General features: G+C 64.3%; 14 protein-coding genes. 4 read left to right on the top strand and 10 right to left on the bottom strand.

Going from position 1 to position 12580, the window contains the following annotated elements:
• Positions 1-32: 32 nt before the first annotated feature.
• The 3 genes from ABJ363_12875 to ABJ363_12865 all read left to right on the top strand — a co-directional run bounded on the left by ABJ363_12875 (position 33) and on the right by ABJ363_12865 (position 2833).
• Positions 33-914, top strand: coding sequence for a 3-keto-5-aminohexanoate cleavage protein (locus ABJ363_12875; GenBank protein ID MEP4379889.1), 882 nt, complete (start codon positions 33-35; stop codon positions 912-914).
• Positions 915-922: 8 nt separating this feature from the next.
• A complete protein-coding gene (locus tag ABJ363_12870) occupies positions 923-1813 on the top strand; it encodes an S-methyl-5'-thioadenosine phosphorylase (protein ID MEP4379888.1) in 891 nt (296 codons plus the stop codon).
• Positions 1814-1936: 123 nt separating this feature from the next.
• The gene (locus tag ABJ363_12865; GenBank protein ID MEP4379887.1) at positions 1937-2833 is read left to right on the top strand and encodes a VOC family protein; all 897 of its coding nucleotides are present in this window, start codon (positions 1937-1939) and stop codon (positions 2831-2833) included.
• A gap of 10 nt (positions 2834-2843) precedes the next feature.
• On the opposite strand, the gene ABJ363_12860 is transcribed toward ABJ363_12865, so the two are convergent.
• The 10 genes from ABJ363_12860 to rfaD all read right to left on the bottom strand — a co-directional run bounded on the left by ABJ363_12860 (position 2844) and on the right by rfaD (position 12009).
• Positions 2844-3512, bottom strand: coding sequence for a dienelactone hydrolase family protein (locus ABJ363_12860; GenBank protein MEP4379886.1), 669 nt, complete (start codon positions 3510-3512; stop codon positions 2844-2846).
• A 53-nt stretch (positions 3513-3565) separates the two neighbouring features.
• Positions 3566-4666, bottom strand: coding sequence for a redox-regulated ATPase YchF (gene ychF, locus ABJ363_12855; protein ID MEP4379885.1), 1101 nt, complete (start codon positions 4664-4666; stop codon positions 3566-3568).
• Between the two features lies 1 nt (position 4667).
• Entirely contained in the window at positions 4668-5411 is a 744-nt protein-coding gene (gene pth / locus ABJ363_12850; GenBank protein ID MEP4379884.1) for an aminoacyl-tRNA hydrolase, read from the bottom strand.
• A 30-nt stretch (positions 5412-5441) separates the two neighbouring features.
• Positions 5442-6128 (bottom strand): 50S ribosomal protein L25/general stress protein Ctc, encoded by a 687-nt coding sequence (locus ABJ363_12845; protein MEP4379883.1) that lies wholly within the window; start codon positions 6126-6128, stop codon positions 5442-5444.
• An 81-nt stretch (positions 6129-6209) separates the two neighbouring features.
• Positions 6210-7142, bottom strand: a complete 933-nt coding sequence (locus ABJ363_12840; protein MEP4379882.1) for a ribose-phosphate pyrophosphokinase — start codon at positions 7140-7142, stop codon at positions 6210-6212.
• A gap of 165 nt (positions 7143-7307) precedes the next feature.
• The gene (locus ABJ363_12835; GenBank protein MEP4379881.1) at positions 7308-8195 is read right to left on the bottom strand and encodes a hypothetical protein; all 888 of its coding nucleotides are present in this window, start codon (positions 8193-8195) and stop codon (positions 7308-7310) included.
• 58 nt (positions 8196-8253) lie between these two features.
• Complete coding sequence (gene pgeF, locus ABJ363_12830) at positions 8254-9033, bottom strand: peptidoglycan editing factor PgeF (GenBank protein MEP4379880.1); 780 nt, start codon at positions 9031-9033, stop codon at positions 8254-8256.
• 5 nt (positions 9034-9038) lie between these two features.
• A complete protein-coding gene (locus ABJ363_12825) occupies positions 9039-10139 on the bottom strand; it encodes an SAM-dependent methyltransferase (protein MEP4379879.1) in 1101 nt (366 codons plus the stop codon).
• Positions 10140-10151: 12 nt separating this feature from the next.
• Positions 10152-10994, bottom strand: coding sequence for a prolipoprotein diacylglyceryl transferase (gene lgt / locus ABJ363_12820; GenBank protein MEP4379878.1), 843 nt, complete (start codon positions 10992-10994; stop codon positions 10152-10154).
• A gap of 37 nt (positions 10995-11031) precedes the next feature.
• A complete protein-coding gene (gene rfaD, locus ABJ363_12815) occupies positions 11032-12009 on the bottom strand; it encodes an ADP-glyceromanno-heptose 6-epimerase (protein ID MEP4379877.1) in 978 nt (325 codons plus the stop codon).
• Positions 12010-12131: 122 nt separating this feature from the next.
• On the opposite strand from rfaD, the gene ABJ363_12810 reads away from it, so the two are divergent.
• Positions 12132-12434: an accessory factor UbiK family protein gene (locus ABJ363_12810; protein MEP4379876.1), complete on the top strand. Its 303-nt coding sequence runs from the start codon at positions 12132-12134 to the stop codon at positions 12432-12434.
• Positions 12435-12580: the final 146 nt, after the last annotated feature.

Raw genomic sequence — 12580 nt, 5'->3', positions numbered from 1 at the left:
AACGACACAGATAATCGTAGTGGGAGGACCAGATGGCGCGCGAAACCATCGTCACATGTGCGGTGACCGGCGGTCACCAGAATTTCCAGGACCATCCGGATTTTCCGATCTCGCCCAAACAGATTGCCGAAGCGGCGATCGAGGCGCGCAAGGCGGGCGCCGCAGTGGCCCATATCCATGTGCGGGAGCCGGACGGCTCGCGGTCGGGCAATCCGGATTATTTTCGCGAGGTGGTGGAACGCATCCGGGATGCCGATTGCGACGTGTTGATCAACCTGACCACGGGTGAAGGGGGGCGCTATGTGCCCAGCGAGGAAGATCCCGCTGTCGGCGGCCCCGGGACGTCCCTGTCCACACCCGAAGTGCGTGTCCGCCATGTGCTCGATTTGCGCCCGGACATCTGCACGCTCGACGTGGCGACCATGAACTTCGGCGAGGCCGTGTTCATGAACACACCGGCCCATCTGCGCCGGATGGCGGAACTCATCAAGGATGCCGGTGTGAAGCCCGAGATCGAGGTGTTCGAGCCGGGCCATATCCGGCTCGCGGTCGACATGGTCAAGAACGGTTTCATCGAATCGCCACCGCTGTTCCAGCTTTGCCTCGGCATTCCCTGGGGCTCACCCGCCACACCGCAGATGGTGCAGGTGATGCACTCGATGCTGCCGCGCGATGCAAACTGGGCAGCGTTCGGCATCAGCCGCTGGGAGTTCCCGATCGTGGCCGAGGTCGTCAACAATGGCGGCCATGTGCGGGTCGGGCTGGAGGATAATCTCTACCTGACGAAGGGCGAGTTCGCGAGCAACGGTCAGCTCGTCGACAAGGCGGTTCGGATCATGCGCGAACTCGATGCCGAGCCGGTGGAGCCGGAACGCGCTGCGGAGATGCTCGACCTTCTGCCGCGCGCGCAGTAGGCCCACGAATGGCGCCCAATCATACCAGCGTGCCGCCGATACTCGGGGTGATTGGCGGCAGCGGCATCTACGATGTCGAAGGCCTGAGCGATGTGCGCTGGGAGGCGGTCGACACCCCGTATGGCAGCCCGTCCGACGAACTCATGTTCGGCAATCTCGACGGCGTGCCCATCGTGTTCCTGCCGCGCCATGGCCGGGGGCACCGGGTGCCCCCGTCGGAACTGAACTTCCGCGCCAATATCCACGCGCTCAAGCGCGTCGGCGTGACGGAAATTCTTTCGCTTTCTGCCGTGGGGTCGCTGCGCGAAGACCTGACGCCCGGGTCGTTCGTGATTGTCGATCAATTCATCGACCGGACTTTCGCCCGGGTCAAATCCTTCTTCGAGGCCGGCCTGGTGGCCCATGTCTCGATGGCCGACCCGGTCTGCGCGCGGCTGGGCGATCATATCGAGGCCGCCGCGGCGGGGCTGGATATCGAGATTTCCCGGGGCGGCACCTATCTGGTGATGGAGGGCCCGCAATTTTCGTCGCGCGCCGAATCCGAACTCTACCGGTCATGGGGTTGTTCGGTCATCGGCATGACCAACATGCCCGAGGCGAAACTCGCCCGCGAGGCCGAGATTTGTTATGCAACGGTCGCGATGGTCACGGATTTCGATTGTTGGCACGAAGACCATGAGGATGTGACCGTCGATCAGGTCATCGAGGTCCTTGTCGGAAATGCCGAGAAGGGGCGCAGCCTGGTGCGCGCCCTGGCGCCGCGGCTTGCGAACCGGGACGCGGTCTGCGGGCAGGGCTGTCATACCGCCCTCGACAACGCCCTGATCACCGCGCCCGATGCACGAGACCCGGCCATGATCGACCGTTTGTCCACGGTCGCCGGGCGGGTTCTCGGTTAAAACAACATAAAAACAACTGGTTACGCGGGCGTCCTTCCGGGACCAGCGCGGACGTAATAGAATGGGACAAACGGCAACCGGGCCTCATGCGAGGTACAGGGGTTGCCAGGGGAGCAGTGAGTTATGCCAGACGCGAACGGCCACGATGCGGTGACCGACCGCCCGATTGCCGGTATCGACCATGCCTTGATCGGCGTGGCCGATCTGGATGCGGCGCGCGACACTTTCACGCGCCTCGGGTTTACCGTTTCGCCGCGCGGCCGCCACATCGGCTGGGGCACGGGAAACTACACGATCATGTTCGAGCATGATTATGTGGAACTGCTCGGCGTCGTGGATGCCTCGCAATATATCCACCGTCTCGACGAGTTCCTGGAAACCGGGGAAGGGCTGTTGAATGTCGCCCTCGGCACGGGCGATGCCGAGGAGGCCTATCAGTGGCTGCAGGCGCAGGGCGTGGATGCATCGCCGCCCGAACAGCTGCAGCGGCTGCTCGAAACGGATGCCGGGGACGAGACCCTTCAGTTTCGCAACGTCTACATTCCCAACGACATCACCCCGGGCCTCAACACCTTTGCCTGCGAGCATCTCACGCCCGAGAAAATCCGGCGCGCGAGCTGGCTGTCACACCCCAACGGCGCGCGCCGCATTTCGGAAGTGACCATCGTCATGGAAAGTCTCGATGGCATCCGGGATTGCTATGTCCGCCTGTTCGGCGAAGACGCGGTCTCGGGCGATGAACGCAAGGGCAACATTACGGTCGATACCGGTCGCGACGAACTCTGGTTCGTCACGCCCAAGACCTTTCCCGAACGGCACTACGACAAGACGATCGACGAGAGCCTGCCGCTGCCGCGGCTCGCCGCGCTCACCCTCGAAGTCGCCGATACCCAGACGACGGCGCTGTATCTTTCCGGCCAGCAGGTGGCGTTCGAGCGCGACAGTACCGATGCGGTGATTGTCTCGTCGGAAGAGGCCTGCGGGACATTCCTCGTTTTCGCCGACCCGCCCGGTAACTAGCCGCCTTGCGTTACCCGATATTCGCCGTCAGGAATTCCAGTGTGCGTCCCATCGCCTGGCCGGCCGCTTCCTTGTGATAGGAGCCGCGGCGCGAGCAGCTGAAGCCGTGACCCGCGCCCTCATAGATGAAGCTGGGAATGTCGGGATGGTCCGCTTCGACCTTGTGCACACCGTCGAGGGGGATGCCGGCATCTTCCGCACCCCAATGGAACATGACGGGGCATTTGGGGGCCTCGCCGCTGTTCGACAGGATGTCGCCGCCATAGTAGCAAACCGCCGCTGATACCGACGAGCGTGCCGCCGCGAACCAGGCGACAGAGCCGCCCATGCAGAATCCCACCACGCCGATCTTGCCGACGCCGTCGATCTGCGCGATCGCCGCATCGACGTCCTTGATGACGTCGTCCCAGTCCAGCGCGCCCTTGAGTGCGCGTCCCTTGGCCATGCCATCTTCGTTGAACTCGAGGACCGCGTCGCGCTCATGACGGTCGAACAACGCCGGCGCGATCGCGACATAGCCTTCCTTGGCGAAGTTGTCGACGGTCTCGCGGATGTCGTCGTTGACGCCGAAGATTTCCTGAATGATGACGATTCCGCCGCGCGCGGGGCCATCGGGCTCGGCCCGGTAGGCATCGAGTTCGTGCCCGTCGGCGGCTTTCAGTTTCAGATCGGTACCCATGTTTCGTTCCTCCCAGTCCAGGTTTATATCGTTTGGCGCGCCATCCTAGATGGCTAGACGTTGAAGCGAAACAGCATCACGTCACCATCCTGGACCTTGTAGTCACGCCCTTCCTGACGCATGCGGCCGGCTTCGCGCGCGCCCTGCTCGCCGCCATGTTCGACATAGTCGTCATAGCCGATCGTCTCCGCCCGGATGAAGCCCTTCTGAAAGTCCGTGTGAATCCGGCCCGCCGCGTCATAGGCGGTGGCGGCACCGGCCACGGTCCAGGCGCGGGTCTCCTTGGGGCCGACGGTGAAGAAGGTCATCAGATGGAGTAGCTCATAGCCGGCGCGAATGACCCGCGAGAGGCCCGTATCGGCGAGCCCCAGGCCTTCGAGGAACTCGGCCCGTTCGGCCGGGTCGTCGAGCTGCGCCACCTCGGATTCGATTTCCGCCGACACGATGACGATCCCCGCGCCGTTGGCGGCGGCCATTTCAGCGACTGCCCGCGTGTGGTCGTTGCCGTCGACCGCCGATTCCTCGTCGACGTTGCAGACATAGAGCACCGGTTTGGATGTGAGCAGCTGGAGTTGCTGAAACTCGACCGCCTGATCGTCCGGAATGCTCGCGGTCCGGGCCGGGCGCCCATCCTGCAGGACGGCCAGCACCGGCGCCAGAAGCTGGAGCTGGCTGCGCGAATCCTTGTCACCGCCCTTGGCGCGTTTCTCGGTGGTCTCGAAACGTCGCTCCATGGCCTCCAGGTCCGCGATCAGCAATTCGGTCTCGACGATTTCCGCATCGCGCACCGGGTCGATCCCGCCCTCGACATGGGTGATGCCGCTATCGTCGAAACAACGCAGCACATGACAGACGGCATCGACCTCGCGAATATGGGAAAGGAACTTGTTGCCCAGCCCTTCGCCCTTGCTCGCTCCGCGGACCAGGCCCGCAATGTCCACGAACTCCAGATAGGTCGGGACGATTTCGGCCGACTTCGCCAGGCCGGCCAGCACACCCAGCCGATCATCGGGAACCGCCACGCGGCCCGCATTCGGCTCGATGGTGCAGAACGGATAGTTCGCCGATTCCGCCTGCGCGGTCGCCGTCAGCGCATTGAACAGCGTCGATTTGCCCACATTCGGCAAACCGACGATCCCACAATTGAAACCCATGCTAGTCGCGTCCTCGCAGCCGGTTCATCGCGCGCGACAAGGCATTGCCGATCGCGGTCTCCGGTTCGGATGGTGCCGCCGGCGCTGCCGCGGCCTTGGTGTTGGTTGCTCCCCCGGCGGTACTATTGGCGGCGGTCGTTTTTCCGGGCGCTCTGGACGCGTCTTTCGGGGCGCTGCCTTGAACCGCCATGGCGACCCGGCTCATGAAGTCGCTCGCCCGGTCTTCGAACAGGGCGGGCAGTTCCTCTGCAACCGCGGCCAGCTCGGCGGTGAGCCAGTTTTGATCTGCCTTTGAAAAGTCGCCGAGCACGTAATTCTTCACCTGCGCCTTGTCGCCGGGGTGCCCGACCCCGAGGCGCACGCGCCAGTAATTCTTGTCGCCGAGATGGGCGTCGATGCTGCGCAGGCCGTTATGCCCCGCATGGCCGCCACCCTGCTTGACCTTGAGCTTGGCGGCGACCAGGTCGATCTCGTCATAGATCACGATGACGTCTTCAGGGGCCAGTTTGTAGAAGCGAACGGCTTCGCCGACCGCGCGGCCGGACTCGTTCATAAAGGTGGCCGGTTTCAGGACGATAACCCGTTCGGCGCCGATCTGACCCTCGCTGACATCGCCCTGGAACTTGGCACGGGGCGCAGAAAGGCCATGGCGGCGAACGATCTCGTCCGCCGCCATGAAACCGATATTGTGTCGGTTGTTTCGGTGTTTCGGGCCGGGATTACCGAGCCCCACAACCAATCGCATTTTCTGCTCGCCCGTTTGTGGGACGGCGGGTTAGTCCTCGTCGCCCTCGCCGTCGGTGCCTTCGCCTTCGCCTTCACCTTCTTCGCCCTCTTCACCCTCTTCGCCTTCTTCAAGCTCGGCATCCGGGTCGATTTCGTCTTCGACCGGCGCGACTGTCGGCGCGGCGATTGTCGCGATGGTGAAGTCACGATCCGTGATCGTCGGTTTGACGCCGTCAGGAAGCGTGATGTCGGAGATGTGGATGCTGTCACCCACATCGAGACCGGTCAGGTCGGCAGTGAATTCCTCGGGAATGGCACCGGCACGGCAAACGACCTCGACCGCATGCCGGACGATGTTGAGAACGCCGCCGCCCTTGAGGCCGGGAGATTCTTCCTCGTTTTCGAAGCGAACCTGAATTTCCAGGTTGATGCGCGTACGTTCGGTGACGCGCAGGAAGTCCAGATGCATCGGCACATCCGTGACCGGGTGCACCTGCAATTCGCGGCACAAGACCTGCTGCTGCTTGCCATCGACCTCCATGTCGAACAGCGTGGCGAAGAAGCCGGGCTGCGCGAGCGCGGCCCGCAACTGGGCCGGGGTGATGGAAATGGGTTCGGGGTCCTTGTTCGCGCCATAGATCACCGCCGGCACTTTGCCGGTTCGGCGAGTTGCACGGGCGGCCCCCTTGCCGACCTGTGCGCGCGATTCCGCGTTGAACGCTACGGTATCCGCCATGATTCACTCCTCTGACCCGGTCATGCCTCCAAGGGTGCCACGACCGGGACGGTTAATTATCGACGCCGGATGCGCCGAATTCTAGTTGAACAGACTTGAAACCGAGGCTTCGCGGCTGATGCGGTCTATCGCCTTGCCCAACAGGGGGGCGACCGTCAGTTGCCGGATGTTGCTCGCCACACGCACCGCTTCGGTCGCTTGTATCGAGTCTGTCATCACCAGGGTTTCCAGCGGCGATGCCGCAACACGCCCCACGGCACCACCCGACAACACACCGTGCGTCACATAGGCGGACACCGATTTGGCGCCTTGATTCATCAACGCTGTTGCGGCGTTACACAATGTACCGGCGCTATCACAGATATCGTCGATAAGGATGCAGCGTCGCTGGTTGACGTCGCCGATGATGTTCATCACTTCGGAGACGCCAGCCCGTTCGCGGCGCTTATCGATGATCGCGAGATCGGCGTCAAGCCGTTTGGCCAACCCCCGGGCGCGCACAACGCCGCCGACATCGGGCGAAACAATCACCAGATCGTCATTGCTGCCCTGGCTCTCGAGGTCCTCGGAGAACAGCGGCTCGGCGTAGAGGTTGTCCACCGGGATATCGAAAAAGCCCTGAATCTGGCCTGCATGAAGGTCCATTGTCAGCACCCGGTCGGCCCCGGCCTCGGTGATCATGTTCGCGACCAGCTTTGCGGTGATCGGGGTCCGTGGCCCGGTTTTCCGGTCCTGCCGGGCATAGCCGAAATAAGGCAGGACGGCCGTGATCCGGCGGGCAGAGCCGCGCCGAAGCGCGTCCAGCGTCACCAGCAATTCCATCAGGTTGTCGTTGGCCGGGTAGGATGTGGACTGGACGACGAAGACATCCTCGCCGCGCACATTCTCCAGGATCTCGACAAACACCTCCATGTCCGAGAACCGCCGGATGGATGCCTGTGTCAGTTCAATATTCAGATATGCCGAAATTGCCTCGGCAAGCGGGCGGTTGCTGTTGCACGCCAGCACCTTCATCGACCGTACCCCCGAACCCTGAATGTCGCCCTCTGGCGACCCGGGTATTATTCGACCGTTCGAAGGGAAACGGTTGTGACAACCGACCCCATGCGCGGGCGGAACGTATCAACCCCGCAGGGGGCTGTAAACAAGACTCGGTTGGGGATAATAACAGCGGCCGCGTTAACGTTTTGCGGTGTCGGCGCCGTCGTCTTTTCCGGTCTCGGGCGCGACGAATCCGTCGCGCCAATCGATCCGTGAAACCAGGTCCACCATGCCCGCCGCCGCCGCGAGTCCGGCCTCGCGCGCGAGTTCCCCCCAGCTGTTCTCGACAACGCTTTTGGCGAACGGGCTTGCCTGGTCGATCTTGCCGATCTCCGCGCCGAACGGATCCGCCACGGCCCATGCGATCGCCACTTCGAGGCGGTCATCGGGCATCGGCGTCACGCGGACATCGGCGGTTGCCGTCAGGGTCTCGTCGCTTTGCGTGGTCGCGACACGCGCGCCCAGGCGGCGCAGACCCTGGCGCAGTGCCGCCTGCAGGCGCCCCCCGCCGTTCGCCGGTGCGCCGGAGACCGCCCCCACATATATCGCCGGGGTCACCACCTCGGCCTGGACATCATCCTGGATGTAGGCGGCGATCTGTGGCGCCGCGCCTGCCGCGAAGGTCTCCATCAGCGCCGGGTCGGCCTGCGCCCAGGGCGCGATGGGCGTGCCCTCGATACTCTGTTCATATCGTCCGACCTCTTTGCCCTGGGGGTCGTAGAGCACCCATGCGATATGGGCGTCGCGGCCGGGATCCACCACCGTGCCGGTCAGGACCATGGTCGACCGGTTGCGACTGGTCCGGAAGGCCGGGACGTCGCGCTCGATCAGGGCCTCGACCATCTTGCCGGCCAGACCGTCCGCGGTCGCGGGTGGCGCATCGACGACGGGCTGGACCAGGATGCCGCGTGAATCCGAGAGCCGCAGGAGTCCGTTTTCGGTGTCGGGCGCGCGTTCGAACACGCGCGGTACCGGTTGGCATGCGGTCAGGACGACAAGGAACGGCAACAGAACGCTAAATCGCACAACTCACCATCGTCGCCGCCAGTGTGAAGAAAATCAGCATAATCAGATAGGGCATGGGTTAGGCCCTGCCGTCCAGCATGATGAGTGACAGGTTGCGGCCATAGTCCGGTTCGTGCCGGTGGCAGCTGCGCCGATAGCTGAAGAAATTCTCGTCGCGATAGGTGTCATGCCCGGTCGCGGTGTTCGCGTTGACACCCGCGCAAGCCAACCGGTTTCGGACGTAGGCGGGCAGATCGAACAGCAGCCGGTCGGATTCCGGCCGCGCGGTGAAAAACGCCTCGTTGGCTGGGTCCTGGGCGAGGAAAGGTTCGGGAAACTCCGGCCCCACTTCATAGGAGGCAGGCCCGATACACGGCCCGACCGCGGCAGTGATGCGGGCCCGGTCGGCGCCGCGCGCCGTCATTTCGGCGACCGTCGCCTCGACCACGCCATCCAGCGCGCCGCGCCAACCGGCATGAGCGGCCGCAACGACCTGCGCTTCGGGATCGGCGAACAGCACCGGCGCGCAATCGGCGGCGAGCACTCCGATCGCCAGGTCCGGGCGGGTGCAGACGAGCGCGTCGGCTTGCGGTGGGGCGGCGGGATCCACCGTCTCGGCGTCGACGACGCTGGCGGAATGAACCTGGTAGAGGGTCCGCAGCTTGCCGGTTTCCGCGCCAACCGCACGGGCGGCGCGGGCGCGGTTCTCGATCACATGGGCGCTGTCGTCAGCGGAGCCGAGTCCGCAATTGAGACCGGCATAGATGCCCGCGCTGACCCCGCCCGCGCGGGACAGGAAGCGATGCCGGACACCGGGAATGCGGCCCAAGATATCTGCGCTGGCGTGTGGGTCTTGCATGATGTTCAGAGTCGGGAGTCGAAGCCCGCGAGAAGCTCGACCCGTTGTTCGGACAGGGCCATTACCTTGAACAGGGTGCCCATTTCGGCGGGTCCGATCAAGCGTGTCAGCGCCGCGTGGAGATCGCGGGTCTGCCGACCGTTCGCCGTTTGGCGAAGCGCATCGGCGCGCTCGCGGATGCCGAGCCGTTGCAGGAACACGCCCTGATCCAGCGGGCCCAGCGTTCGAACACCCGCGCCTGCGGCGGCGTTGGCGACGCGCTGGAAGTCCACATGGGCCGTCACATCGCACACTCCCGGCGCGTCGAGCGGGGGTATCGGCCGGTGCCGGCGCACGGCCTGAAGGGTCTCGCCCAGCGCGGTGCGACGGTGTCCGTAATCGATGAACAGGGCGGCACCCCCCTGGGCCGCGATATGGGCCGCAATTTCGCCGACGACGGAAATCACTGCGGGGGATTCCTCGAGAATATCCCCCTCGGTTCCTTCTCCGAGCAGGCGGTCGGCATCGGGGCCGTCCGGGGTTGCCGTTCCGGTGGGGGTAAACACGAAGGCGTCGGCTGCCGGGTCATAATTCACGAGGCGTTCGCGCCAGGACTTGCCGGTTTTTACAAACTGGCGCACGGGCAGGGCATCGAGGAACTCGTTGGCGATGAAGATTGCGGGCAACCCGCCAAGCGCCGGTACGCTGTCATGCCACGTCACGTCATGGCCCTGCAGTGCCGTTTTCTGGGCATCGCGCAGGGTCGGGCTGTTCTCGACCAGATGTATGCGTGCCGCCGCGCGACAGGCCGGCAGGCCCGCCATCGCACGCAGCACATCCGTCATCAACGTGCCCCGGCCGGGGCCCAACTCGACCAGCGCGAATTTTTCGGGTGCGCCGATCCGCTGCCAGCTGTCGGCGCACCACAGCCCGATCAGTTCGCCGAACATCTGGGATATTTCGGGCGCGGTCGTGAAGTCTCCCGCCACGCCGAACGGATCACGGGTGGCGTAGTAGCCGCCATCGGGGTCGCCGAGCGCGATCTCCATGAATGCCGCGACGCTGATCGGGCCGCGTTCGGAGATCAGGCGGGTCAGACGGCGGACGACCGGTTGTCCGCTATCCATGTCCGAGACTTCCTATGGGGCTGGCCTGGCCGCATTTTGGCTGTTATCGAGACGATCATGGGTCATCGCATAGACGATGAAGATCAGACCGGCAATGGCGATCGGTGTCGACAGCCATTGGCCGATGGTCGATCCCCATAACAGGAAGCCGCCGTCGCCGACATAGTTGTCGGGCTGGCGGAAGAATTCGACGAAGGTGCGCGCCGATCCGTAGCCGAGCAGGAACACGCCTGTCAGCAGGCCGGGCCGGTGTCGTGCGCCGGCGAATCGGGTCAGCGCGAACAGGGTGACGAACAGCAGGAGGCCTTCGAGGCCCGCCTCATAGAGCTGGCTGGGATGGCGGGCGACATCGCCGCCGTCGGGAAACACCACCGCCCAGGGCACATCGGTGGCGCGGCCGTATAATTCGCCGTTGATGAAGTTGGCGAGGCGCCCGAGGAACAACCCGATCGGGGCGGCGGCGGCGACCAGATCGCCGAGGGTCAGCACCAGGATGTTGTACCGTCTGGCATACAGAATAATCGCGACGATGACGCCGAGAAGGCCGCCATGGAAGGACATGCCGCCGTTCCAGACCGCCAGAACTTGCATCGGATTGGCGAGGAAATAGTCGGGCTGATAGAAGCCGACGAAGCCCAGCCGCCCGCCCACGATGACGCCGACGATTGCCCAGCTGAAGAAGTCCCCTACTTGTTGCGATGTCATCGTCACCGGCGGCCGGCGCAGAAGAGTCACGATATAGCCCCAGCCGGCAAGCAGCCCGGCGATGAATGCGAGCGCGTACCAGCGCACGACGAACGGGCCGATGGCGATCGCCACCGGGTCGATTTCGGGGAACGGAATGGGCCCGGTCATGGGCGTCCTGTGCCGGGTTGGTCAGACATGGGAAGCGTCAAACATAGGGATCGTTGGTCACGAGATAATCCTGCACGTAGCTGCGCACACCGTCTTCGAGGGTTGTGAAGGACTGATCGTATCCGGCGTCGCGCAGGCGGTCCATTCGCGCTTGCGTGAAGTACTGATACTGATTGCGCACGGTATCCGGCATGTCGATATACTCGACCTCTCGCGCCTGGCCCATCGCGTCGAAGATCGCGCCGGCCATGTCGTCGAACGAGCGCGCCTGGCCGGTACCGAGATTGAAGATTCCGCTGACACCCGGATTGTCTCGCAGCCACAGCATGACCGACACCGTATCGCGGACATGCACGAAATCGCGCAGCTGGCCGCCATCGCCATAGTCGGGGTCGTGGGATCTGAACAAGCGCGCGCCGCCGGTCTCGCGGATCTGCTGCCAGAATTGCGGCACCACGCTCTGTTGCCCGCCCTTATGATACTCGTTGGGTCCGTAGACGTTGAAGAAGCGCAGGCCCGCCCATTGCGGCGGCGCGTGGCCGGCGGCCGCCATGCGCAGCGCCGCCCGGTCGAACAGGAGCTTTGACCAGCCATAGGGGTTGAGCGGTCGGAGACGCGCCAGCGCGTCGTCGTCGTTGGCATCGTCGAAGCCGTGCTCGCCGCCGCCATAGGTTGCGGCGGAAGAGGCGTAGATGAACGGCACAGCGCGCGCCGCGCACCAGTCCCACAGGCGCAGGGTGAGCAGATAATTGTTGCGCATGATGCGGTCGACGTCGCGCTCGACCGTCGAGGAGATCGCGCCCATGTGAAAGACCGCCTCGGGTGCGGTATCGAGCGCGGCCAGCCAGTCCAGAAGATCGTCCGGCGCGACCAGCTCAAACGGCCCGCGCTTGGCGATGTTACGGGCCAGCGCGTCTTCCTCGAAATCGCAAATCACCGGCGCGCCGCCGCGCTCGGCCAGCGTGGCCACAAGGTTCGAACCGATAAACCCGGCCCCGCCGGTCACGACATGCATTGGCTGCTCCTGTATCTGCAGCGGCTTTATAGGCTTAGGCGGATCGGTGCGGCAATGTGGCAACCTTGTTCGTCCGGCCGCGATGGGCGTAGAGTCTGTGCACCGAACAGGGAGTATTCGTCATGCAGACCCGAAGCCGATTGTTGGATGACGTGGCCCGTCTGGCCAATGGTGCCGCCGGCGTTGCCAGCGGCCTGCGCGAAGAGATCGAAGCGCTTGTACAGCAGCGCCTGGAGCGCGTGCTGGCGGATATGCAGCTTGTCCGCCGGGAGGAGTTCGAAGCCGTCGAGGCGGTCGCGATCAAGGCCCGCGAGGCCCAGGAGGCCCTGGAGAAACGGGTCGCGACACTGGAGCGGAAACTGGCGGCGCGCGCCCGCAAGCCGGCCGCGAAAAAACCCGCAAAACCCCGCGCCGACAAGAGCTGAGGCGCGTCTTTCGGCCGGAACCGCCGATCGCGAAAATAGCTGGGGATGTCCACAGGCGCGGCAGTTGCGGCGCAGTCGGCGTTCGTGACAGTCTACCTTCAGTAGTGGTTAGATGCTTCTGACCCACAATATTTCGTATATATTAC

The organism is Alphaproteobacteria bacterium (assembly GCA_039980135.1).
Taxonomy (GTDB): domain Bacteria; phylum Pseudomonadota; class Alphaproteobacteria; order UBA6615; family UBA6615; genus UBA8079.
Note: the sequence above shows the minus strand (reverse complement) of the source record. Positions and strands in the feature narration are given on the sequence as shown.

Coding starts and splice junctions, on each gene's coding strand:
- lgt (MEP4379878.1), bottom strand. CDS start 10,994: ATGACCGGGCCCATTCCGTTCCCCGAAATCGACCCGGTGGCGATCGCC.
- ABJ363_12840 (MEP4379882.1), bottom strand. CDS start 7,142: ATGAAGGTGCTGGCGTGCAACAGCAACCGCCCGCTTGCCGAGGCAATT.
- ABJ363_12825 (MEP4379879.1), bottom strand. CDS start 10,139: ATGGATAGCGGACAACCGGTCGTCCGCCGTCTGACCCGCCTGATCTCC.
- ABJ363_12845 (MEP4379883.1), bottom strand. CDS start 6,128: ATGGCGGATACCGTAGCGTTCAACGCGGAATCGCGCGCACAGGTCGGC.
- pth (MEP4379884.1), bottom strand. CDS start 5,411: ATGCGATTGGTTGTGGGGCTCGGTAATCCCGGCCCGAAACACCGAAAC.
- ABJ363_12870 (MEP4379888.1), top strand. CDS start 923: ATGGCGCCCAATCATACCAGCGTGCCGCCGATACTCGGGGTGATTGGC.
- rfaD (MEP4379877.1), bottom strand. CDS start 12,009: ATGCATGTCGTGACCGGCGGGGCCGGGTTTATCGGTTCGAACCTTGTG.
- ABJ363_12865 (MEP4379887.1), top strand. CDS start 1,937: ATGCCAGACGCGAACGGCCACGATGCGGTGACCGACCGCCCGATTGCC.
- ABJ363_12860 (MEP4379886.1), bottom strand. CDS start 3,512: ATGGGTACCGATCTGAAACTGAAAGCCGCCGACGGGCACGAACTCGAT.
- ychF (MEP4379885.1), bottom strand. CDS start 4,666: ATGGGTTTCAATTGTGGGATCGTCGGTTTGCCGAATGTGGGCAAATCG.
- pgeF (MEP4379880.1), bottom strand. CDS start 9,033: ATGCAAGACCCACACGCCAGCGCAGATATCTTGGGCCGCATTCCCGGT.
- ABJ363_12810 (MEP4379876.1), top strand. CDS start 12,132: ATGCAGACCCGAAGCCGATTGTTGGATGACGTGGCCCGTCTGGCCAAT.
- ABJ363_12875 (MEP4379889.1), top strand. CDS start 33: ATGGCGCGCGAAACCATCGTCACATGTGCGGTGACCGGCGGTCACCAG.